The following is a 20,150-nucleotide window of genomic DNA, read 5'->3' on the forward strand; positions in this document are numbered from 1 at the left end:
TTTATATTGAGGAGTATATTGATAACTGGAAGTAATGGTTTTATAGGAAAAAATATTAAGATGAAATTGGAAAATGATAAAAAAAATAAATATTTTTTTGGAACAACTTCTGATAATGTAAGTTGCATAAAATTTGAAAAAAATTATAATGACATAGGAGAAAGGTTACAAAATGAAATTATTGAATGTGTGGTCCATTTGGCATCAGCGATACCGTCTTCATTTGAAAATGTAGAATTTAATAATGTTTTTTTACCTAATGTACTAATGATGGATAATTTATATAAATTTTCACTGAAGAGAAATATTAAAAAGTTTATTTATATATCAAGTTTTGGTTCAATGAAAGATTATAAAAATTATAAAATAGAGGACTATTATACTTTATCGAAGATTCATGGTGAGCATGTTTGTGCTATGATGGAAAATAACGGAGTTGAAACTGCGTCATTAAGAATTTCATCACCTTATGGAGCATATTCAAATTCTAAAAGTGTAATAAATATATTTATTAAAAATGCTTTAATAGATTTGGATATTAATGTATATGGCACTGGTAAAAGAGAACAAAATTTTATTTATGTTGATGATGTGATAAATTCAATTGAAATGTTTATCAATACTAATAATAAAATAAATGGAGTATATAGTATTGTTTCTGATAATAATACATCTATGTTGAATTTAGCTAAAATAATAAAAGATATATGTAAATCGAAATCTAAAATTAATGTTGGAGAGTATATTGATATACAGGAAAATTTCAGACCGATTTATGATTATAATAGAGCATATAAGGAAATAGGTTTTAAACCAAATTATGATATTTATACTGGATTGAAAAGATATATAGAATGGTATGTGAATAATAAATGAGGATAGCTGTGATTTCGGATATTCATTCTAATTTTAATGCGTTGGAAAAGGTTGTTGATGAAATAAATAAATTAGGTTGCGATTTTAAAATATGTTTAGGAGACATGGTAGGATATTATGATAAACCTAATGAAGTTATTGAATGTTTAAAATATTATGATTTTAAATGTGTTAAAGGTAATCATGACAAATTTATCTTAGGTGAAATAAAATATAAAATAGAAAATGAAAAAATATATGGAGTTAATAGACATAGAAAATTGTTAAGTAATAAAAATGTTTTATTTTTAAAAAAATGTTCAGAATCTATTGATTTTGAATATAAAAATAAAAAGTATTGTTTTTGTCACTCATTTAAAGATGATTGTCAGTTTTATTTAAAGGGTAAAGATGATATTTTAAATAAATTTAATGATATAAAAATATATGATTATTATTTTCACGGCCATACTCATAGAAAAAATTATCTGAATGTTAAAAATCATATAATAATAAACCCAGGTTCAGTTGGTCAGCAAAGAGATAACACTTGGAAACCATCATTTTGTATAATGGATTTAGATAAAAATAAATGGAAAATAATAAGTGTTGAATATGATATTAAAACATATGTTTATAATTTAATGAATAACGGATATGATAAAATGTTGATAGATATATTTACAAAGAATATAGATTAATAATTAAGGTGGTGATTGTATGGATGATACTAATATTTTAATAACTGGCATTGGTGGTGCAGGTTTTGGTGAACAAATATTAAAAGCTTTAAAGATATCTGACTTAAAATTATTCATTGTAGGAACAGATATAACAGATATATGCTTTAATAAGAAAGATGTTGATGAATTTTTAACAATACCACCTGCATCAGATTTTAAGTATGAGCAAAATATAAGAGATATAATAATAAAATATAATATAAAAGCGATTTTTCCAGGCTCAGAACCAGAATTAAGATTTTTTAATAAAAATAGAGAAAAATTTAATGATGTATACATTGCTATTAATAGTAGAGAAATCATAGAGTTATGCATGGATAAATTTGAAACATATGAAAGGTTAAATAAATTAGGAATTTTACTTCCTAAATATAATAAAATTAATTGCATATCAGCTATAGAATCAATTGATTATTTTCCAGTTATTTTAAAACCAAGTACTGGTTCGGGAGGATCTTCTCATGTATATATTGCTTTTGATAGTTGGGAATTAAAGCTATTTACTGAGTATATGTTAAAGCTTGATATTGATATAGTAGCTCAGGAGTATATTGGTTATGATAATAATGAATATACCATAGGAATTTCTTCAGATAAAAATGGAAATGTAATTAGTTCTATAATTTTAAAGAGAATAATAAATAATGGTCTATCTACGAGTAAAAAAATAAATGTTAATGGTAAATCCATGCTTATTTCATCCGGTATTTCTCAAGGTGAATTTATACATGATGAAAATATAAAAAAACAAGCAGAATTAATTGCAAAAAAGCTCAATTCAAGAGGCCCAATTAATATTCAAGGAAGAGTTAAAAATGATAAGCTTTTAATTTTTGAAATAAATCCTCGATTATCAGGAACAACGTCTTTAAGAGCAATAGTAGGTTATAACGAACCTGCAAATATGATAAGACAAAACATACTAGAGGAAAATGTGAGTTTTAATTACAGCGATAAACTTATTCTTAGGAGCATTATAGAAAGTGATATAACATAATTAAAGATTACATTTAAATTAAAGATACATCATGACTTAAGATTTTATTATATAAAACAATGAGAAAAAGTTATTTATTTTAAGGGCACATGTAGAAGAATTAGATGTACCAAGTATATATATACTTGGATAAGTTATAGGGAGTAAAATTAGATAAGGAATACTTTTCGGAAAGACTTCATTTTTATACTTCAGGGTATCCTTTCCTTGTAAGTAAGCTCTGTAAGATAATAGATGAAAAAATAATGCCAGATAATGATTTACAGTGGAAAAAAGAATATATGGATGGGGCTGTAAAAAAGATTTTACGAGACAGTAATACAAATTTTGAAAGCTTAATTAAAAATATTGAAAACAATAGTAAATTAAAAAAATGGTAAAGAATCTAATTATAGATGGAAATAAAATTAATTATAATATGAATAATCCAATTATAAACATAGGAATACTTTATGGAATATTTAAAAATGAAGATAATAACTTAAAAATAAATAACAGAATATATGAGCAGATAATATATGATTACATGAGTTCCATAATAGAAACATCAAGTGATGTAAGTTTTTATAATGAAAAATCAAGCTTTATAAAAGAAGATGGAAGTTTAGATGTAAAAAAAACACTTATAAAATTTCAAGAATTTATGAGTCATGAGTATTCAGAAAAAAGAGAGAAATTTTTAGAAGTGGATGGTAGGTTACTCTTTTTAGCTTTTGTAAGCCCAATAATAAATGGCACAGGTTTTGCATTTAAAGAAGTGCAGGGTGGAGAAGAAAAAAGATTCAATATAGTTATAACTTATAATAATAAAATGTATATATTAGAGTTAAAAATATGGCGTGGTGAAGAGTATCATAACAAAGGACTTCTTCAATTGGGTGAATATTTAGAGCAATATGGATTAGATGAAGGATATTTATTAATATTTGATTCTAGAAAACTTAGAAAAGAATCAGGAAAAGTAGAAGAAGTTAATGTTAATGTAGGTAATAAGGAAAAAAGGTATTAGAAGTTTACTGCTAGATAATTTTTAAGTTTTAAAGCATCCCACTACTAATGTAACTATGATGTGTAAAAAATAATAAATAAATGAGTTGATGTGATGGATGAAAAAGAAGAACTAAAGCAAGAATTAGAACAGGAACTTCAGTGGGTAAAGTACAGGATGAAGATGCTGGATTTAATTGACAAAAAACTAATGCAAATGAGAGAAATAGAGGAGTATGCTAAAGAAGGAAATAAGACAAAAGAGGAACTTGAAGTCCTAAATGCTAAACTGAACAACCTAGCAACGCAGGTTAATGCATTGGATGAAGAAAGTAGAAAAACTGAAAATGGTGGAATGATTAAATGAGCATCATCAGCTGAAGTAAGCTGCTGATGATTGTTTTTTGTGTTTAAAGAAAAGTGAATGTGGTAAAATATATATAAATAGAAAGTATACTGTTAAGGAGTAAAATAATAAATATGGAAACTAGCAAAAAAAGTATTTTAAGTTTATGTATGATAGTTAAAAATGAGGAAAAGAGTCTAAAAAACTGTCTTTCAAAAGTAGCGGCCTTTGTAGATGAAATAATTATTGTAGATACAGGGTCTACAGATAATACAAAGAGCATAGCATCAGAATTTACAGATAAAATATATGATTTTCAATGGTGTAATGATTTTTCTAAGGCCAGAAATTACTCTATATCGAAAGCACCAGGTGAATGGATACTTGTGTTAGATGCAGATGAAGTTGTTACTGACTTTTTTAGATATTCTGTGGATAAATTTATGAATAATCATTCAAATGAAAATAAAGTTGGCAGGTTAAAAAGAATAAATATAATGGAAGAAGCTTTTGAGGGCAAGAAATATACAGAGTGGGTTAATAGGCTTTTTAACAAAAGGTATTTTTATTATGAAGGAATAATACATGAGCAAGTAGCTTCTAAAGATGGACAGAATTACGAAACAGAACGGCTAGACATAACATCAGATCATATAGGTTACACAAAAGAAGTTTTAAATAGAACGAATAAAATTAAAAGAAATATTGATATGTTAAAATTAGCTATAAGCTTAAAAACCGAAGATCCATATCTTTACTATCAATTGGGAAAATCCTATTATCAGCTAAAAGATTATAAAACTTCTGCTTTATATTTTGAAAAGGCGTTAACCTTTGACTTAGATTATTATTTAGAATATGTATCAAATCTTGTAGAAACCTATGGATATTCATTGATTAACAGTGAAAGGTGTTCTGATGCTTTAATTCTTGAAAATGTTGCAGAAATTTATAAGAATAATCCGGATTTTAATTTTCTTATGGGATTAGTATATATGAATAATGCTATGTTTGAAAAAGCAGTAGAAAGCTTTTTATATTGTACAAGGTTTCCATATGGAAAGGTAGAAGGAGTTACCAGTTTTTCAGCCTATTATAATGTAGGGGTTATATATGATGTACTTGGTGTTAAGGATAAGGCTTTAGAGTATTACAGAAAGTGTGGAGAATATGAGCCAGCGTTAAAAAGGATTAGGGCACAGATGAATTTAAACAACTTCCAAGAGTAGCTGTGAGTGCACAAAGATAAAGGCTTTGCCATGGTAAAGTCGATATGTTAATTGAGAAGCTCAGCCGTTCCGCCTTCGCAGGGGTAACTGTGACTTGGAAAAAATAGTGAATGATTAGAAGTAAGAGAGATGTCAATAATTCTTCTTAAAGAAATAAATGTAATAGGAGAATGAAATGGCTAATAAAAAATTAATATGGTATCCTAATGCAATGTATCATGTAAGCAGTAGGGGGAATAGACGAAGTGATATATTTAAAGAAGAAGAGGATTATTTAGTGTATTTGGAGAATTTAAAAGAAGCACTAGAATATTATGAAAAAAGATATGAAATTATTTCATATACACTAATGACAAATCATGTTCATCTTCAAGTAAAAACAAAAGATAAACATATAAAAAAGAAATATCAAAATTAAGTATAGATGTAATGAATGTAGCTTCTAATCTAAATACTCTTGAGTATCTCCTAGCACCTCTGAGGTGATTACTTATTTTGAAAATAATTTTAAGTAGAAACTTGATGTGGTTTATTTTGGCAGATTTAAGTTCCTAGTATACCTTTTATGTAAATACTGAAAAATTCTCTTAAATAGTTGTCAGTTGTAATATACACTCTGGTAGCTATTTTTTAAGTGTTTAAATCATGGATATGTGATAAAATGTAAGAGCTGTAAAAATGCTAAAACGAGGAGATAGCATAGCAGATATAGTTGATATAACTGAGCTGTCTAAAGAAAAGGTAATACAACTAAAAAAGAAATATCAAAAATTAAGCATAGATGTAATGAATGTAGCTTCTAATCTAAATACTCTTTGGATGTAAGTGCTTAGCTCTGATGGATAAAAAAGAGAAACTAAAGCAACAATTGGAGAAGGAATTGTAGTGGATGCAGCGCAGGTTAGAGCATTGTACGAAGAAAGTATAAGAACAGAAGATGAAAAAATATTAAAATGAGCATCAGTAACTAGAGAAATAGCTATTGGTACTCATTTTGCTATGGGGATTTGCTTGATAGGGACTATATAATATGAGATGGCTTAAAATATTGATATTATGTTATAATAATTGTTAAATAGGGAGGCGTTCTCATGGAATTTAAAAAAAATACTAATAAAAATATTCCTAATGATGATTATAATGTAGTTCTAATACCTGATGATGTATTGGAAATCATTGAAACAAAATTAGAAGAAGAAGTACTGCTTGTTTATGATGATGATACAAAGGAACTTGCATTAATAAAAAAACCTAAATCTTTTGCTAAGTCACTAAGAGGGCTAGGAAATGTAATTAATGTAGATTCTAATCTAGGTACTCTTTGGATCCTAAGTGACTAGTTCTCGTATTTTTTAAGTGTCTAAGTTCTGGGTAAGAAGAATAGAGTATGAAAAACATTAGAATGAGCACTAATGTTTAGAAAGTAGCTATGATAGCTTATTGTTTTTGGTGTTTAAACTATATGCAATGTGGAAAAATATATATAGTAGTATTTTAAGTATATGCTAGTTTTATAGAATGTAAAGGAAGTGACAATATTATTATGGATAGTGGTAAAATAAATATATTAGATAAGCTAAGATCAAAAGAGGCAATAGATATATTTAAACAAAATAGAATAAACACAGCTATAGTATTTGGTAGTATTCTAACAGAGAATTTTCAAGAATATTCTGATGTAGATATTGCAATTTTAAGTAAAAATAAAATTACTACTGATGTAATAATGATTATGGAAGAATTTTTTGAAAAACTTTTAAATAGAGATGTAGATATAGTTGATTTAAAATCAGAAGATACTCAGTTAAATATGAAAGTTAGTATATATGATAACGGAAAAATTATATATGATGATGACCATTGTAATTTATATGATTTAGATTATATGGAAGTGGAAAGGGTATATAAGGAAAATGAAACCTTTAGATTTTTCAGAGAAAGGGATTTGATTTTTGATGAACAAGCTTAGATTGTATGATTTGATAAAAAACATAGAAGAAACAATGACTCTTTTAAATAAAGCGCTACTTAAATTAGAGGAAATTGAAGATGAAGATTTAAATAGTTTAATAAAATCATCGGTAAAACAAACTTTTTTAGAGTATTTTATATTAATTGAGAGTTTTACATCTATGTGTTTAAAAGAATTAAAATTGTATAAGATTAGCGATGATATGGAAAAGTCTTTAATAAAACTATACGAGAGTAAAATCATAGATAAAAATTTACTGGATTTTTTAAATATATATAGAAGATATAGAAATAGAATAGCACATATTTATAAGCAGCCTAGTATAGAAGAAATTATAATTTTTTTAGAAAAGAATAAAGATAAAATGGGAGAAGTAGTAGATATAATGAAGAAAATTTATAGGAAATTGTAAGCTTAATGCAGGGAACTGAAGGAACTAAATGCGAGGTTAAATATTTAGCACAGGTCAGAGCACTAATGGCTGGAAATAGTGGCTGTAGGTGCTTATTTTGCTGCAGGGGACTATTATCCTAAAGTAGACTTTGCATTTAAGAAATTATTTGCAAGCTCTGAAAATAAGGACATATTAATTTCATTTATGAATTCAGTGCTTTCAGAAGATGAACAGGCTAAAGATATAGAATTAAAAAATTCATATAACATAGCAAGCTATAGAGAAGGTGGTTACAAATGGAGCATATTATAGATGAAGCTAAACATTTTATTGAAAAGATAAATAAAAAATACAATATAAAATTTGCTTACATTTTTGGCTCACAAGCAAATGGTAAGGCTTTGGAAAGTAGTGATATAGATATAGCAGTATATTTTGCAGAAGAAATCTCTCTTGTAGAAGATGCTTATATAAGAGGAGATATTATAGAAGAGGGGAAGGCTTTTTTTAAGAAAGATGTAGATATAGTTTCTTTGAATAATGCACCTTTGTTATTAAAATATGAAGTAATTTACAATGGAATAGTCATTAAAGATCATGATGAAATAGGTGATTTTGAATCCTTAGCTCTAAGAGAGTACTTTGATTTTAAGTATTATTCTGATATATATGATAATGCTATGATTGAAAAAATAAAAAAGGGAGAATTTTTTAGAGGATGATTATGGAGCTGCTGAAAGGTTTCTTCATTTGAGTATTGAATGTATTCTTGATATAGGAAATCATGTCATATCAGATATGGGATATAGAAAACCAGAAAATAACAAAGATATATTTTTAGTTTTATATGAAAATAATATACTTGATGAAAAAATAAAAATAAACTTGTGTAACATGGCTGGATTCAGAAATATCCTAGTTCATGATTATATGAAGTTGGATAGAGGATTGGTGTATGAAATAATAAACAATAATTTAAGAGATATGGAAGAGTTTACAAAAATAATAATAGAATATGTGTAATTTTAATTTCATAGTATACCATTTTCTTAAGTTAGAGCGCTAAAAGGAGAAAGTAGAAAAATAGAATCTGCAGGTTAAGGATATAGAATTAAAGAATCCATTTTAACAAAAGGTTATTGTGAAAGCGTGTTCAAATTCTATGCTTTCACAATAATTATACATGTATTAAATGGAAGCAAATACTAGATTTAAATCAATTATAAGATCAGAAAAAATAGATACTTCGATAAAATCTTCCTCTGTATACATTTCGGGTCTTCCATATTTTTTGTTTTCCTGTAGCTTGAATACACTTACAAGTTTTAAGTCAGGTTCAATCATCCAGTATTCTTTTACACCTGTGGCTTCATATTTATTTAACTTATATAATTTGTCTTTTCTTGCAGTTGAAGGGGATAATATTTCTATTATTAATGGAGGTGTACCATAGTAACCTGTATCTTTTAATCCTTTTTTATCACATATAACTACTATGTCGGGCTGAACAACCGTTGTAGTTTCATTATCATTTTCGTTTTCATCTGGTAACCTTAAATCAAAAGGTGCATGAAATACCCTACATGGTTTATTTTTTAAGTAGTTTGAAAATTGGGTAATTAATTCCGTTGATATACTTTGATGTTGCCACGATGGTACAGCTTGCATATAGGGTATTCCATCTATCAATTCAAATTTTTCTTCTTCTGGCCATGCTAAATAATCGGCATAAGTATATTTTTTCTTTTCTTGTGGTAATGACATAAAATCACTCCTTTTTGTCCTCAGAATTAAAAAACGAAATTTAAGAAAAAATGTTTTTTGAATTTACTGGTGATAGTGAATCTCTGAATATACTTGATGAAGTCCTTTTATCAATAATTATATATATAGTATATCAAATACTCTGAAAATCACAAGGTGCTGTAACTTGTGTCAATAATTATAGAATTACTAAAATCACTTTAACTTATGAATGAAGGAAAAAGAGGAATTAATAGATAATATACTAAGGGAAGGTGTTATTATATATAATGAAGAAATTGGATGAAAGGATATATGATTTTATAAATGCATTGAGAAGATTAAGAGAAGCTTTAGAAAAAGACATTACAGACGATATAATAATAGACGGCATTATTCAAAGATTTGAATTCACATTTGATCAGAGTTGGAAGGCCATGAAGATATATTTAGAGAATCAAGGAGTATTAGATGAAGCTTTATCGCCAAGAAGCACTATAAGAGTAGCTTTTAAGCATAAGATAATATCTAATGGAGATTTGTGGATTGAGATGATGTTAGATAGAAATAGAACATCTCATGTGTATGATGAAGCAACTGCTAAAAGCATAGTTGAAAGGATTAAAAAAATGTATATTGATGAATTTAATGATTTGGAAAAATTGTTAAAAGGATGATGAACTTTGTTTATGAGATTAAGATAAATATTTGGAGGGATTATTATGGATATAGCAGCACTATCAAGTGTAATGAGCCAATCAAAGGTACAGCAATCAGCTGGCATAGCAGTAATGAAGATGGCTATGAATGATGGCGAAAAAAATGCTGCACAGATGACAGAAATGATAAAAAATGTTGCAGTAAACCCTAATTTAGGCAGCCATCTGGATGTCACTGCCTAATGAAGATGGATGAAAAAGAGGAACTAAAGCGACAATTGGAGCAGGAATTACAGTTGGTGCAGTACAGGCAGAGGATGCTGGATATTATTGAAGGAAAGCTTAGGCAAATGAAACAATTAGCAGAGCAAGCTAAACAGGGGAATTTTACTGAAAAGGAACTGAAAGAACTAAATGTTACGCTAAATTATTTAGCAGTACAGGTCAGAGCACTAGATGGAGAAAGTAGAAGAATAGAAGATGGAAAAATATTAAAGTGAGCATCAGTAACTAGAGAAATAGCTATTGGTGCTCATTTTGCCGTGGGGATTTGATTGAAATTATGATATGAAATGGTTTGAATATTGATATTATGTTATAATAATTGTTAAATATGAAAGTTTAAAGAAAAATAAAAGATAAGGAGGGACTGCTACTTAGCAGTAAAAATCTTTATATGGATATGTTTTACATATTTTAAGTAGCAGATGTTAATTATATGAATTCATTGAATATAAGTGAAAACAATATAGATATAATAATTAAATTTCTTATAAAGAATGTAAATCCATGTTTAATATATTTATTTGGGTCAGCTATAAATGGAATTTTTAGAGAAGATAGTGATATAGACATAGCTTTTATAAGTGATAATGAATTTACATCTTATGAAGTGTTTATGTTGGCACAGAAACTTGCAGACATATTGAAAATGGATGTTGATCTGATTGATTTAAATAAAGCATCTACGGTGTTTAAAGTTCAGATAATAGCTAGAGGTAATAGTATATACTGTACTGATGATAAGAGAAGAGCCTACTTTGAAATGTATGCATTTAAGGAGTATGCTACTTTAAATGAAGAAAGAGAAGTAATATTAAAAAGTATAAAAGAGAGAGGTGGCGTATATGAGTGATGTAATATTAAATAAAATAGCCATTATTGAAAGATGTATAAACAGGATAAATGAGGAATATGACAATAATCCTGAAAATTTAAGGAATTATACCAAGCAGGATTCTATAATTCTAAATATTCAAAGAGCATGTGAAGCTTCCATAGATTTAGCTATGAATATAATATCAGAAAGAAAGCTTGGTATACCCCAAAGCAGCAGGGATGCATTCGAATTCTTGTTCTATAACAATATTATAGATGCAAAACTTGCCAGTAATTTGAAATCTATGCTTGGGTTTAGGAATATAGCCGTCCACGATTATCAAACAGTAAATTTGGATATAGTAAAAGAAGTAATTGAGAATCATATATATGATTTAAAAAAATTTGCAACTCTAATGATTGAAAGATGAAAAAGAAAATTTAGATTGACATTGGAATTATAGTTAAAAAATAAAAATCAGATAATTACATGCATTGCTTTTTTTTTGCTTTTATGATGAAATATAAATAAGCACTATTTTATAAATATCTTATTAATAATAGATGTTCTAATATTAGGAGGAGGTTATAAATGGGAGATAGAACATCATAAGTGTTGCAAAAATTAAAAAAGGAGGTATATTATGAATAAAAAATTATCTAAAGGTGCTTATGGCGGCATATCTGGTAAAGATTATGTTCCCTATATTTCCAGTGGTTCTAAATCTGGTGGAAATGCTGCTGTGTTAATAATCGGTATTCTTCTAGCTGTGCTATTTGCAGCATCTACTGCTTATTCAGGTATGAAAGCAGGGCTTACAGTTGCCGCAGGCATACCTGGCTCTATATTAGGTTCCGTATTTATAACTATATGTGCTAAACAAAAAGGTATCCTTGGTAAAAACTTACTTCAAGGTATGTCAAGTGGTGGAGAATCCATTGCTAGTGGTATGATATTTGTTTTACCAGCAGTCCTTTTAATAGGTTCAAAAGTTTCTTTCTTAGAAGGTTTTGTTGTTGGTGTAGGTGGAGCTTTATTCGGTATAGGAATAGCTTCCCTTGTTTACAATTATTTAATAGTTGAAGAACATGGTAAATTAATGTATCCTGAGTCAATGGCTATATCTGAAACACTTGTTGCTTCAGAAGGTGCTAAAGAATCAATCAAGTACATGGGAATTGGATTTGGAATAGGCGGTGTTATAACTGTTTTAACTAGTTCATTTCTAAATGTGGCTAACAATGTTATAAGTTATGTAAACGAATCCTTTTACAAGTGGAAATTTGAAGTTGAAGTTAACCCACTATTATTAGGTATAGGATTTATAGTTGGTATGGAAGTAGCTTTGACTATGTTTGCTGGCTCTATATTATCTAATTTTGCTGTTATGCCTTTAATAGGCTACTTTACCTCTTTGGGACAAGGTGGTTCATCAGTATGGAATAATCCGCATGTTGCTATAAACGCTATGCAGGTTAAAGACATAGCAGGTAGTTATGTAAAATATATCGGGGCAGGTATGATGCTTTCTGGCGGCTTGATAAGTGCTATAAGACTTATACCAACTATAGGGTCTTCTATAAAGGAAACTCTTAATGCCAAGTCTTCAAAGGGGACAGGTAGTTCATCTGCTGAAAACCTAATATTACTGGGTGGTATATTAATAGGTTTTATAGGCGGTTTTATGGTATCTGGTGGTAACATATTAATGGCGATAATTGCTTCTATTTTATCACTATTGTTATCCTTGCTATTTGTTATAGTCACCGGTCGTTTAACTGGTACTATAGGAACTTCAAACCTTCCTGTATCTGGTATGACTATAGCTTCTATAGTTATTGTCACATTATTATTTGTAGGAATGGGATGGAAAAACATTGGAGATAACAGATCTCTGCTATTATTTGGTACATTTATAGTTACTGCCATAGCTGCAGCGGGTGGTTACAGTCAATCACAAAAAGTTACTTTTATAGTTGGCGGTGACAAGAATGAAATGCAAAAATATTTTGCCATAGCTAGTGTAGTTGGTGTTGCAGTAGTTACTGGTGTCATATTATTACTTTCAAGTCAACTTGCAATGACTGGTGATAACGTACCGTTTGCACTACCTCAGGCTAATTTGATGTCAACGTTGACTGCAGGTATAATGTCAAATAAATTACCATGGGTCATGATAATTGTTGGAGCTGTTATGGGAGCTGTTCTATTCTTGGTAAAACTTCCTGTAATGACAGTTGCTATAGGATTCTATCTACCGATATCTACCACTTCTATAATATTAATAGGTGCATTCGTTCGTTTATTCGTGGAAAGGATTTCTAAAACTGAGAAAGAGAAAGAAGCTAAAGTTTCTAATGGTGTAAGTTTATCATCCGGACTTGTTGCCGGTGGATCTATAATAGGACTTATTGGTATAATACTTCAAGTATCAGGCATTGTAAAAGGAAATGGTCCAAGCGGATTTGCAGCTACTAATGGAATGGCATTTGTAATGTTAGTAGTTCTTGTAATAGTGTCCATGATACCTATACTTAAAACTAAAGTAAAAAATGATGAATAACAACGAGGACGTTTTAAATATAATATTTAAAATCTCAGATAACTTGGAATATGAAGTTGATGAAGACCATATTGTGACTATACTTGAAAAACAAGAGCACAAGATCCAAAAGTTTTTTAGAAAGCTTAAATTCAGAATCCCGGAATATAAAAAAATTACTATGGATGAGTACGGAAGTTATGTATTTCTACAAATAGATGGTAATAAAACTGTAAAAGATATTGGGGAAAATCTAGAAGTAAAGTATGGTGATAAAATTCATCCAATCTATGAAAGGTTATTACTATTTTTAAATCATATTGATGTTAATTGTCATTATATAGAAAAAACAAATTTGTAATAAAGAAGATGGCAGCATATTACAGCTGTCATCTTTTAGTAAACATGCTAAACGGGAGAAAAACTATAAATGGAGAATAGAACAATTCAAGGAAAAACCATTGAACAATGGATATCAGAATATCCCCTTATGTCCAGTATAATTGCAAAAGAAGAAGTACTTTGGGTCAATCCATTATATGAGCAATTTGAGGATGCTATGAGGAAAATACCATTGTCGGAGAAAGATGTAAATGCTGCAGAAGAAAGGCTAAAGCGATTTAAATCCTACATTGTGAAAGTTTTTCCGGAAACTAAAAGTACAAATGGAATTATAGAATCACCTATAGCTAAAATACCACATATGCATAAAAAAATAGAAGAAATGTTTGAGTTAGATATTCCAGGTGAATTTTTGTTGAAATGCGATAACAAGCTTCCCATATCTGGGTCTATTAAAGCAAGAGGTGGTATATATGAAATATTAAAGCATGCAGAAGATCTGGCAATTAAAAATAATCTACTTAAAGTTGAAGATGACTATTCTATTATAGATAGCTGCAAATTTAAAAAATTCTTTTCAAAATATTCTATTGCAGTAGGTTCTACTGGAAATTTGGGGTTGAGTATTGGAATAATGAGTGCCAGACTTGGATTTAAAGTGTTTGTACATATGTCAAAAGATGCAAGACAGTGGAAAAAGGATCTTTTAAGAAGCAAAGGGGTTACTGTTATTGAATATGATTCTGATTACAACGTTGCTGTAAAGGAAGGCAGGCAGCAGGCACAAAAAGAACCCAACATGTATTTTGTGGATGATGAAAATTCAATTAATTTGTTTTTGGGATATGCAGTGGCAGCCTATAGATTAAAAGAACAATTAAATAAAATTCATGTTATGGTAGATGAAAAACATCCTCTTTTTGTATATCTTCCCTGTGGAGTGGGAGGAGGACCGGGAGGAGTTGCCTTTGGATTAAAGTTAATATTTAAGGACAATGTGCACTGCTTTTTTGCAGAACCCACTCATTCACCATGTATGCTCATTGGGATTATGACAGGAATGCATGATAAAGTATGTGTCCAGGATTTTGGTATTGATAACATTACTGCAGCAGACGGCCTGGCAGTTGGAAGACCATCTGCATTGGTTGGGAAAACCATGGAAAATTTGATCAAGGGATGCTATACAGTACAGGATGAAAAATTGTATAAGCTTTTAAGTGCTATGATAGATGAAGAGAGTATTGAACTTGAACCTTCTGCACTAGCAGGGGTTTATGGCGTGGTTAGTTTGGCAAAAGATAATGAGCTTAAAGGAAAAATGAAAAATGCCACTCATATTGCGTGGGCCACGGGAGGAAGTATGGTTCCAAAAGATATAATGAAGACTTATTATGAAAAAGGCAGAAGGAATATGCCATTGTATCTACAAGATGGCTATATAATTAAGTCTCTTACAATAGAGGATATTCAAATAACTGAGGCTTTGTGTATTAAATGTTCAGATTATTACATATTACATTATGGGTTATTACCATCTATAGAGAAAATAAAAGAAATCTTTACGGAGTTACCTCCAAATAAAAGTTATGAAGATAAGTTTGTTTTGGGAGTATTTAAAGATAACAATGAATTAATAGGAATTATTGATATTGTTAGGAATTTTCCTGATATTGGGGAATGGATGATTGGACTAATGCTTATTGCCCCAGAAGAGCGAGGAAATGGGTTAGGTAAAAAGATACACAAAGCAGTGGCTCTATGGGCAATTAAATTAGGAGCAAAGTTTTTTAGGATAGGTGTTATTGCAGATAACTATAAAGGAATTAATTTTTGGCATGGTTTAGGATATATAAAAATAAAAGAAGTGAGTATGGATCTTGAAAATAAAACGCATATTGTAAATGTAATGACTTTGCAAGTTAGTGAATGATCATGATACATGTTGAAGGGACTATAAATTTTAAAAATTTATAGTCCCTTCAAGTATTTAAATTAAACTATTCTTCATAAGTAGCGGAATACTTATGAAGTAATTGTTGTTTTAAATTCCAAAGATTTTGAGATAAGTCTACGTAATAATGGTGAGGATTTTCAAATCTTAATATTTCTGGCCAAAATTTAGTTATTTCTTCTTGTACTATATTTCTTATATTCATTACACTTGGACTTTCATATACAAGTTCTCCTTTATCAAATACCTTTACCAGTAGTTCTTTTGCGTAATAATCTTTTATTTTTTTCTTTTTCCATGTAAAAGTAGGATCAAATAATTCAATAGGTTCCGCTATATTTATTTTCTCGTTACCTAGAGCTATCAAATCTCCAATAGCTTTATTTTCTTTTTTACTAAAGATTCTATATATCTTTTTAAATCCTGGATTGGTTATTTTCTCTTCGTTTTCACTTATTTTTATTTTAGGTATTATGCTTCCATCTTCACTTTCTACAGCAACCAGTTTATATACTCCACCAAATACAGGTTCGGATTTAGCAGTTATTAACCTTTCGCCTACTCCGAAGGAGTCAATACAAGCACCTTGACTTAGTACATCTCTTATAATAAATTCGTCCAGAGAGTTTGAAATAACTATATCTACATCCTCAAGGCCGGCTTCATCTAATATTTTTCTGCACTTTTTAGTTAAATAAGTTATGTCTCCACTGTCTATTCTTATACCCTTAGGTTTATGTCCATTTGGAATTAAAATTTCTTTGAAAACCTTTATAGCGTTAGGCAGACCAGATTTTAATACATTATATGTATCTATTAAAAGTATACAGTTGTCAGGGTATACTTTTGCCCAGGCCTTAAAGGATTCATATTCGGAAGGAAACAGCTGTATCCAGCTGTGGGCCATGGTACCTACTGCAGGAATGCCAAACATCTGCTCTGCTATAGTGCAGGCAGTAGAACTACATCCCCCTATTACCGAAGCCCTAGCACCATATATAGCACCATCGTAACCTTGGGCACGTCTGGAACCGAATTCCATTACAGGTTTGCCGGAGGCTGCCTTACAAATTCTACTTGCTTTTGTTGCAATTAGGGTCTGGTGATTTATGGTTAAAAGTATCATAGTTTCAATAAATTGAGCCTGAATAGCAGGACCTCTTACAGTTAGCAGGGGTTCATTGGGAAATACAGGAATGCCCTCTGGTACTGCCCATACATCACAACAAAATTTAAAATTTTCCAGGTAATTTAAAAACTCTTCTGAAAATTGATTTTTGCTTCTCAGATAGTCTATATCATCCTTTGAAAACTTTAAATTAGACAAATATTCAATTACCTGTTGAACACCTGCCATAATGCAGTATCCTCCTCCATCTGGAACACTTCTAAAAAACATGTCAAAATAAGCAATCTTAGTGCCTATATTATTTTCGAAATATCCATTGTTCATGGTAAACTCGTAAAAATCTACCAGCATAGTAAGATTCCTTCCGTTTCTTACGTCGAAGTTCTTTGCGTTCTCCATAATAAAAATCTCCTCTATTTATGTTTTAATTCACACAATTGTGACAAAAATTAAGTATATATAAGTATTGTAATACTTAAAAGAAAATATTACAAGACTGGAGTTTAACACCCTATGAAGCATGTCTGAGGAGGTTGAAATATGATAAATAATTTAGATATGAATCAAATGGAAGCAGTCCATACTAATTTTAAAAATGTAATGATTTGTGCACCACCAGGTTCCGGTAAAACTACAGTTATTATAAATAGAATATATTATTTAACAAATGTAATAAATATAGATACTAAAAATATAGTAGTAATAACTTTCACTAGGGCTTCTGCAATTGATATGAAATGCAGATATTTATCAATTATAGATACAAATTCTATACCTTTTTTTGGCACTTTTCATTCTCTGTTTTATAATATATTAAAGAAATATAAAGGTAAAATAAGTATAGTAGAATCCTTTAAAGCTCATAATTTGGTTAGAAATGTGCTTATGTCGTATTTGGATTCCATAGGAGATGAAAAAGTAAAGGAGGTTTTAAATGACATATCCCTTTTAAAAAATACAGGTGAAAGTATAGAAAGCTTTAATAGTAAAATTGATAAACAGGTATTCATTAATTGTTTTAGAGAATATGAAGATTATAAGCTTAGGAATGATCTGATGGATTTTGATGATTTACAGCTAGAGGTTAAGAATATTTTAGAAACAGATAAAAATATTCTTAAATATTATAGAGATTTATTTAAATATATATTAGTAGATGAATTCCAAGATTGTGATAAACTTCAAATAGATATTTTAAAATTAATTGGGAGAAATGGTTCTATATTTGCAGTGGGTGATGAAGACCAGTGCATATATGGATTCAGAGGCTCTGACCCAGGATGTATGGTGAATTTTGATGAATATTTTAGTGGCGGTAAAAAGCTGTTTTTAAAGATAAATTATAGAAGTGTAAGTAATATAGTAAAAATATCACAGCGTGTTATATGTAACAATAAAAATAGAAATTCCAAAATTATTGAAAGTAATAAATTACATAGAGGGGATATTAATTTCAAAATTTTTGAAAGGGAGAAAGAACAGGCTTATTATGTGTCCAATTCTATAAAAGAGCTTATAGAAAAAGGTAAGTATCAGTATAAAAATATAGCTGTGCTATACAGGACTAATATAGAATCCAGAAGTTTAATAGATAACCTTTTAAAATACAATATAAAATTTAAACTCTTAGATGGGCAGTATAATTTTTATAATCATTTTATTTGCAGAGATTTAATAGCGTATCTCAAATTAGCTGTGGATATGTGTCATAAGGGCAGCTTTATAAGAATAGTAAATAAGCCTTTTAGGTACATAGGAAAAATGAATATAGAAAAAGTGAGAAATAATGGGATAAGGGAAAATTGTTTTGAAATTTTAAAGAATATAGAGGGCATTCCTATTTTCCAAATTAAAGCTATAGATAGACTTCAAGGCAATATAAAAAAGTTAAATAAAATGAAAGCAGAAAAAAGAATAGAATTTATACTAGATAAATTAGAATATATGGATTACTTACATATGTATTGTAAAAAGTTGAATACAGACATGGAAGAATTTAAGCATATTATACATGAATTTAAAGAGGCATGTGAGGATTTCAGTAGTATTGATTTATTTTTAGAACATATCAAAAATACAGAAGAATCCTTAAATAAAAATTTAGATGAAGAGAATGCAGTTATATTAAGTACTATTCATGGAGTGAAGGGAATGGAGTTTGAAAATGTATTTATAATAAACTGTAGTGAAGGATTAATTCCCCACTCAAATAGTATCTTAAATAACCTAGAAGAGGAGAGAAGACTTTTTTATGTAGGTATTACAAGGGCTATAGATAATCTGTATTTGTGTTTTAGCAGGACTATAAAGGGCAAAGCGGTAGAAGTATCCAGGTTTATAAGGGAATGTAATTTGCAGAGTTCAGAAGATTTTCAGCCAGAATTCAGTTTGAAAGTAGGGGATTGTGTGGCTCACAAAGTTTTTGGACAGGGAAAAATAACTGGTAAGAAAAACGAATATATAAATGTATTGTTTTTAGATAATATTGAAAGAAGATTTTATAATTCTGTGTTTTACAGCGGACAGTTGTCAATCGAAAAGAAATAAGAGTGATATGAAGAAATTTGTTCCATCCATTTGAGTAGATAAACTTTAGATATAGAGGGTGGAATAATTATGAGTCGTAAAAAGTTGACAGATATAGTAAAAAAGCAGGATAAGATGATTAAGGAAGTTTATGATGAATACTTGAACTATTGCGTATCCGTAGGACAATCACATGGAACGATAGAATCGAAAAAAATATTTTTCAGATATTCTCTTCCTAAAATTGTAAACATAGAAGGCGAAATATCTGCTTTTACAAAAGATAAATTAGAAAATTATATAGTATGGATGGGGAAAGAAGGTTATTCGGGCAATTATTATCAAACAACTGTTATCAAAACCAAAGCATTTTTAACATATTGTTTTAATCATCAATATCTTAAAAAGTTTGAGGTTAAAATTCCTACTGTAACTCAAAAAAAGAAAGAAATTTATACGGAAGAAGAACTAATAAAACTTTTAAAGAAACCAAATTTAAAAACATGCCTTATAGGCACTTACAAAAGTTGGGCTACAATAAATTTTTTAATAGCAACAGGATGCAGGGCAGAAACATTATTAAATACATTGGTTAAAGATATAAATTTTGGAGAAAAGAGTATTTTGTTTAGG

At 29.1% G+C, this 20,150-nt stretch carries 23 protein-coding genes and 4 pseudogenes; 25 read left to right on the top strand and 2 right to left on the bottom strand.

What is annotated here, in order from left to right:
- Window positions 1–6 precede the first annotated feature (6 nt).
- The 14 genes and pseudogenes from ACJDU8_RS16255 (at window position 7) to hepT (ACJDU8_RS16320) (ending at window position 8,546) form a co-directional block, all read left to right on the top strand.
- Entirely contained in the window at window positions 7–876 is an 870-nt protein-coding gene (locus tag ACJDU8_RS16255) for an NAD-dependent epimerase/dehydratase family protein (protein ID WP_406793207.1), read from the top strand.
- Window positions 877–884: 8 nt separating this feature from the next.
- The gene (locus ACJDU8_RS16260) at window positions 885–1,556 is read left to right on the top strand and encodes a metallophosphoesterase family protein (RefSeq protein WP_406793208.1); all 672 of its coding nucleotides are present in this window, start codon (window positions 885–887) and stop codon (window positions 1,554–1,556) included.
- Window positions 1,557–1,575: 19 nt separating this feature from the next.
- A complete protein-coding gene (locus tag ACJDU8_RS16265; RefSeq protein WP_406793209.1) occupies window positions 1,576–2,595 on the top strand; it encodes an ATP-grasp domain-containing protein in 1,020 nt (339 codons plus the stop codon).
- A 143-nt stretch (window positions 2,596–2,738) separates the two neighbouring features.
- Window positions 2,739–3,618 (top strand): annotated as a pseudogene (locus ACJDU8_RS16270) (AAA family ATPase); the annotation flags it as partial.
- A 79-nt stretch (window positions 3,619–3,697) separates the two neighbouring features.
- The gene (locus ACJDU8_RS16275) at window positions 3,698–3,949 is read left to right on the top strand and encodes a hypothetical protein (RefSeq protein ID WP_406793210.1); all 252 of its coding nucleotides are present in this window, start codon (window positions 3,698–3,700) and stop codon (window positions 3,947–3,949) included.
- Between the two features lie 113 nt (window positions 3,950–4,062).
- Entirely contained in the window at window positions 4,063–5,157 is a 1,095-nt protein-coding gene (locus ACJDU8_RS16280) for a glycosyltransferase (protein WP_406793211.1), read from the top strand.
- Between the two features lie 175 nt (window positions 5,158–5,332).
- Window positions 5,333–5,575, top strand: a complete 243-nt coding sequence (locus ACJDU8_RS16285) for a transposase (protein ID WP_406793212.1) — start codon at window positions 5,333–5,335, stop codon at window positions 5,573–5,575.
- Window positions 5,576–5,835: 260 nt separating this feature from the next.
- Window positions 5,836–5,982 carry a hypothetical protein gene (locus ACJDU8_RS16290; RefSeq protein ID WP_406793213.1) on the top strand — a complete coding sequence of 49 codons (147 nt, stop codon included), beginning with the start codon at window positions 5,836–5,838 and terminating at the stop codon, window positions 5,980–5,982.
- A gap of 266 nt (window positions 5,983–6,248) precedes the next feature.
- The gene (locus ACJDU8_RS16295; protein ID WP_406793214.1) at window positions 6,249–6,497 is read left to right on the top strand and encodes a hypothetical protein; all 249 of its coding nucleotides are present in this window, start codon (window positions 6,249–6,251) and stop codon (window positions 6,495–6,497) included.
- Between the two features lie 203 nt (window positions 6,498–6,700).
- On the top strand, window positions 6,701–7,126 hold the full coding sequence (mntA, locus tag ACJDU8_RS16300; protein ID WP_406793215.1) for a type VII toxin-antitoxin system MntA family adenylyltransferase antitoxin: 426 nt from the start codon (window positions 6,701–6,703) through the stop codon (window positions 7,124–7,126).
- The gene (locus ACJDU8_RS16305) at window positions 7,113–7,541 is read left to right on the top strand and encodes a hypothetical protein (RefSeq protein ID WP_406793229.1); all 429 of its coding nucleotides are present in this window, start codon (window positions 7,113–7,115) and stop codon (window positions 7,539–7,541) included. Before mntA (ACJDU8_RS16300) ends, ACJDU8_RS16305 begins: the two co-directional genes overlap by 14 nt.
- A gap of 78 nt (window positions 7,542–7,619) precedes the next feature.
- Window positions 7,620–7,811, top strand: a pseudogene (locus ACJDU8_RS16310) (PD-(D/E)XK nuclease family transposase); the annotation flags it as partial.
- Window positions 7,812–7,819: 8 nt separating this feature from the next.
- On the top strand, window positions 7,820–8,245 hold the full coding sequence (gene mntA, locus ACJDU8_RS16315; protein ID WP_406793217.1) for a type VII toxin-antitoxin system MntA family adenylyltransferase antitoxin: 426 nt from the start codon (window positions 7,820–7,822) through the stop codon (window positions 8,243–8,245).
- A gap of 28 nt (window positions 8,246–8,273) precedes the next feature.
- On the top strand, window positions 8,274–8,546 hold the full coding sequence (hepT, locus tag ACJDU8_RS16320) for a type VII toxin-antitoxin system HepT family RNase toxin (RefSeq protein WP_406793218.1): 273 nt from the start codon (window positions 8,274–8,276) through the stop codon (window positions 8,544–8,546).
- A 165-nt stretch (window positions 8,547–8,711) separates the two neighbouring features.
- Here hepT (ACJDU8_RS16320) and ACJDU8_RS16325 read toward each other — a convergent pair whose 3' ends face one another.
- Window positions 8,712–9,287, bottom strand: coding sequence for a Uma2 family endonuclease (locus tag ACJDU8_RS16325; RefSeq protein ID WP_406793219.1), 576 nt, complete (start codon window positions 9,285–9,287; stop codon window positions 8,712–8,714).
- A 269-nt stretch (window positions 9,288–9,556) separates the two neighbouring features.
- Between ACJDU8_RS16325 and ACJDU8_RS16330 the strand changes: the two genes are divergently transcribed.
- The 9 genes and pseudogenes from ACJDU8_RS16330 to ACJDU8_RS16370 all read left to right on the top strand — a co-directional run bounded on the left by ACJDU8_RS16330 (window position 9,557) and on the right by ACJDU8_RS16370 (window position 15,841).
- The gene (locus ACJDU8_RS16330) at window positions 9,557–9,943 is read left to right on the top strand and encodes a nucleotidyltransferase substrate binding protein (RefSeq protein ID WP_406793220.1); all 387 of its coding nucleotides are present in this window, start codon (window positions 9,557–9,559) and stop codon (window positions 9,941–9,943) included.
- A 45-nt stretch (window positions 9,944–9,988) separates the two neighbouring features.
- The gene (locus ACJDU8_RS16335; protein WP_406793221.1) at window positions 9,989–10,168 is read left to right on the top strand and encodes a YjfB family protein; all 180 of its coding nucleotides are present in this window, start codon (window positions 9,989–9,991) and stop codon (window positions 10,166–10,168) included.
- Window positions 10,168–10,425: a hypothetical protein gene (locus tag ACJDU8_RS16340; protein ID WP_406793222.1), complete on the top strand. Its 258-nt coding sequence runs from the start codon at window positions 10,168–10,170 to the stop codon at window positions 10,423–10,425. The genes ACJDU8_RS16335 and ACJDU8_RS16340 overlap by 1 nt, the downstream gene beginning before the upstream one ends.
- A 218-nt stretch (window positions 10,426–10,643) precedes the next feature.
- On the top strand, window positions 10,644–11,060 hold the full coding sequence (mntA, locus tag ACJDU8_RS16345) for a type VII toxin-antitoxin system MntA family adenylyltransferase antitoxin (protein ID WP_406793223.1): 417 nt from the start codon (window positions 10,644–10,646) through the stop codon (window positions 11,058–11,060).
- On the top strand, window positions 11,053–11,454 hold the full coding sequence (gene hepT, locus ACJDU8_RS16350) for a type VII toxin-antitoxin system HepT family RNase toxin (RefSeq protein WP_406793224.1): 402 nt from the start codon (window positions 11,053–11,055) through the stop codon (window positions 11,452–11,454). The genes mntA (ACJDU8_RS16345) and hepT (ACJDU8_RS16350) overlap by 8 nt, the downstream gene beginning before the upstream one ends.
- Before the next feature lie 213 nt (window positions 11,455–11,667).
- Complete coding sequence (locus ACJDU8_RS16355) at window positions 11,668–13,587, top strand: OPT family oligopeptide transporter (protein WP_406793225.1); 1,920 nt, start codon at window positions 11,668–11,670, stop codon at window positions 13,585–13,587.
- Entirely contained in the window at window positions 13,577–13,927 is a 351-nt protein-coding gene (locus ACJDU8_RS16360) for a PqqD family peptide modification chaperone (protein WP_406793226.1), read from the top strand. Before ACJDU8_RS16355 ends, ACJDU8_RS16360 begins: the two co-directional genes overlap by 11 nt.
- A gap of 69 nt (window positions 13,928–13,996) precedes the next feature.
- A pseudogene (locus tag ACJDU8_RS16365) lies at window positions 13,997–15,316 on the top strand (D-serine ammonia-lyase); the annotation flags it as partial.
- A gap of 6 nt (window positions 15,317–15,322) precedes the next feature.
- Window positions 15,323–15,841: a GNAT family N-acetyltransferase gene (locus ACJDU8_RS16370; protein WP_406793230.1), complete on the top strand. Its 519-nt coding sequence runs from the start codon at window positions 15,323–15,325 to the stop codon at window positions 15,839–15,841.
- 67 nt (window positions 15,842–15,908) lie between these two features.
- Here the strand turns inward: ACJDU8_RS16370 and ACJDU8_RS16375 are convergent, their stop codons facing one another.
- The gene (locus tag ACJDU8_RS16375) at window positions 15,909–17,390 is read right to left on the bottom strand and encodes a nicotinate phosphoribosyltransferase (protein WP_406793227.1); all 1,482 of its coding nucleotides are present in this window, start codon (window positions 17,388–17,390) and stop codon (window positions 15,909–15,911) included.
- 141 nt (window positions 17,391–17,531) lie between these two features.
- On the opposite strand from ACJDU8_RS16375, the gene ACJDU8_RS16380 reads away from it, so the two are divergent.
- Window positions 17,532–19,538, top strand: a complete 2,007-nt coding sequence (locus ACJDU8_RS16380) for an ATP-dependent helicase (RefSeq protein ID WP_406793228.1) — start codon at window positions 17,532–17,534, stop codon at window positions 19,536–19,538.
- A gap of 69 nt (window positions 19,539–19,607) precedes the next feature.
- Window positions 19,608–20,150, top strand: a pseudogene (locus ACJDU8_RS16385) (tyrosine-type recombinase/integrase); the annotation flags it as partial.

The sequence above is a fragment of the Candidatus Clostridium eludens genome, from assembly GCF_045310515.1.
In the GTDB taxonomy this organism is placed as follows: domain Bacteria; phylum Bacillota; class Clostridia; order Clostridiales; family Clostridiaceae; genus Clostridium_B; species Clostridium_B eludens.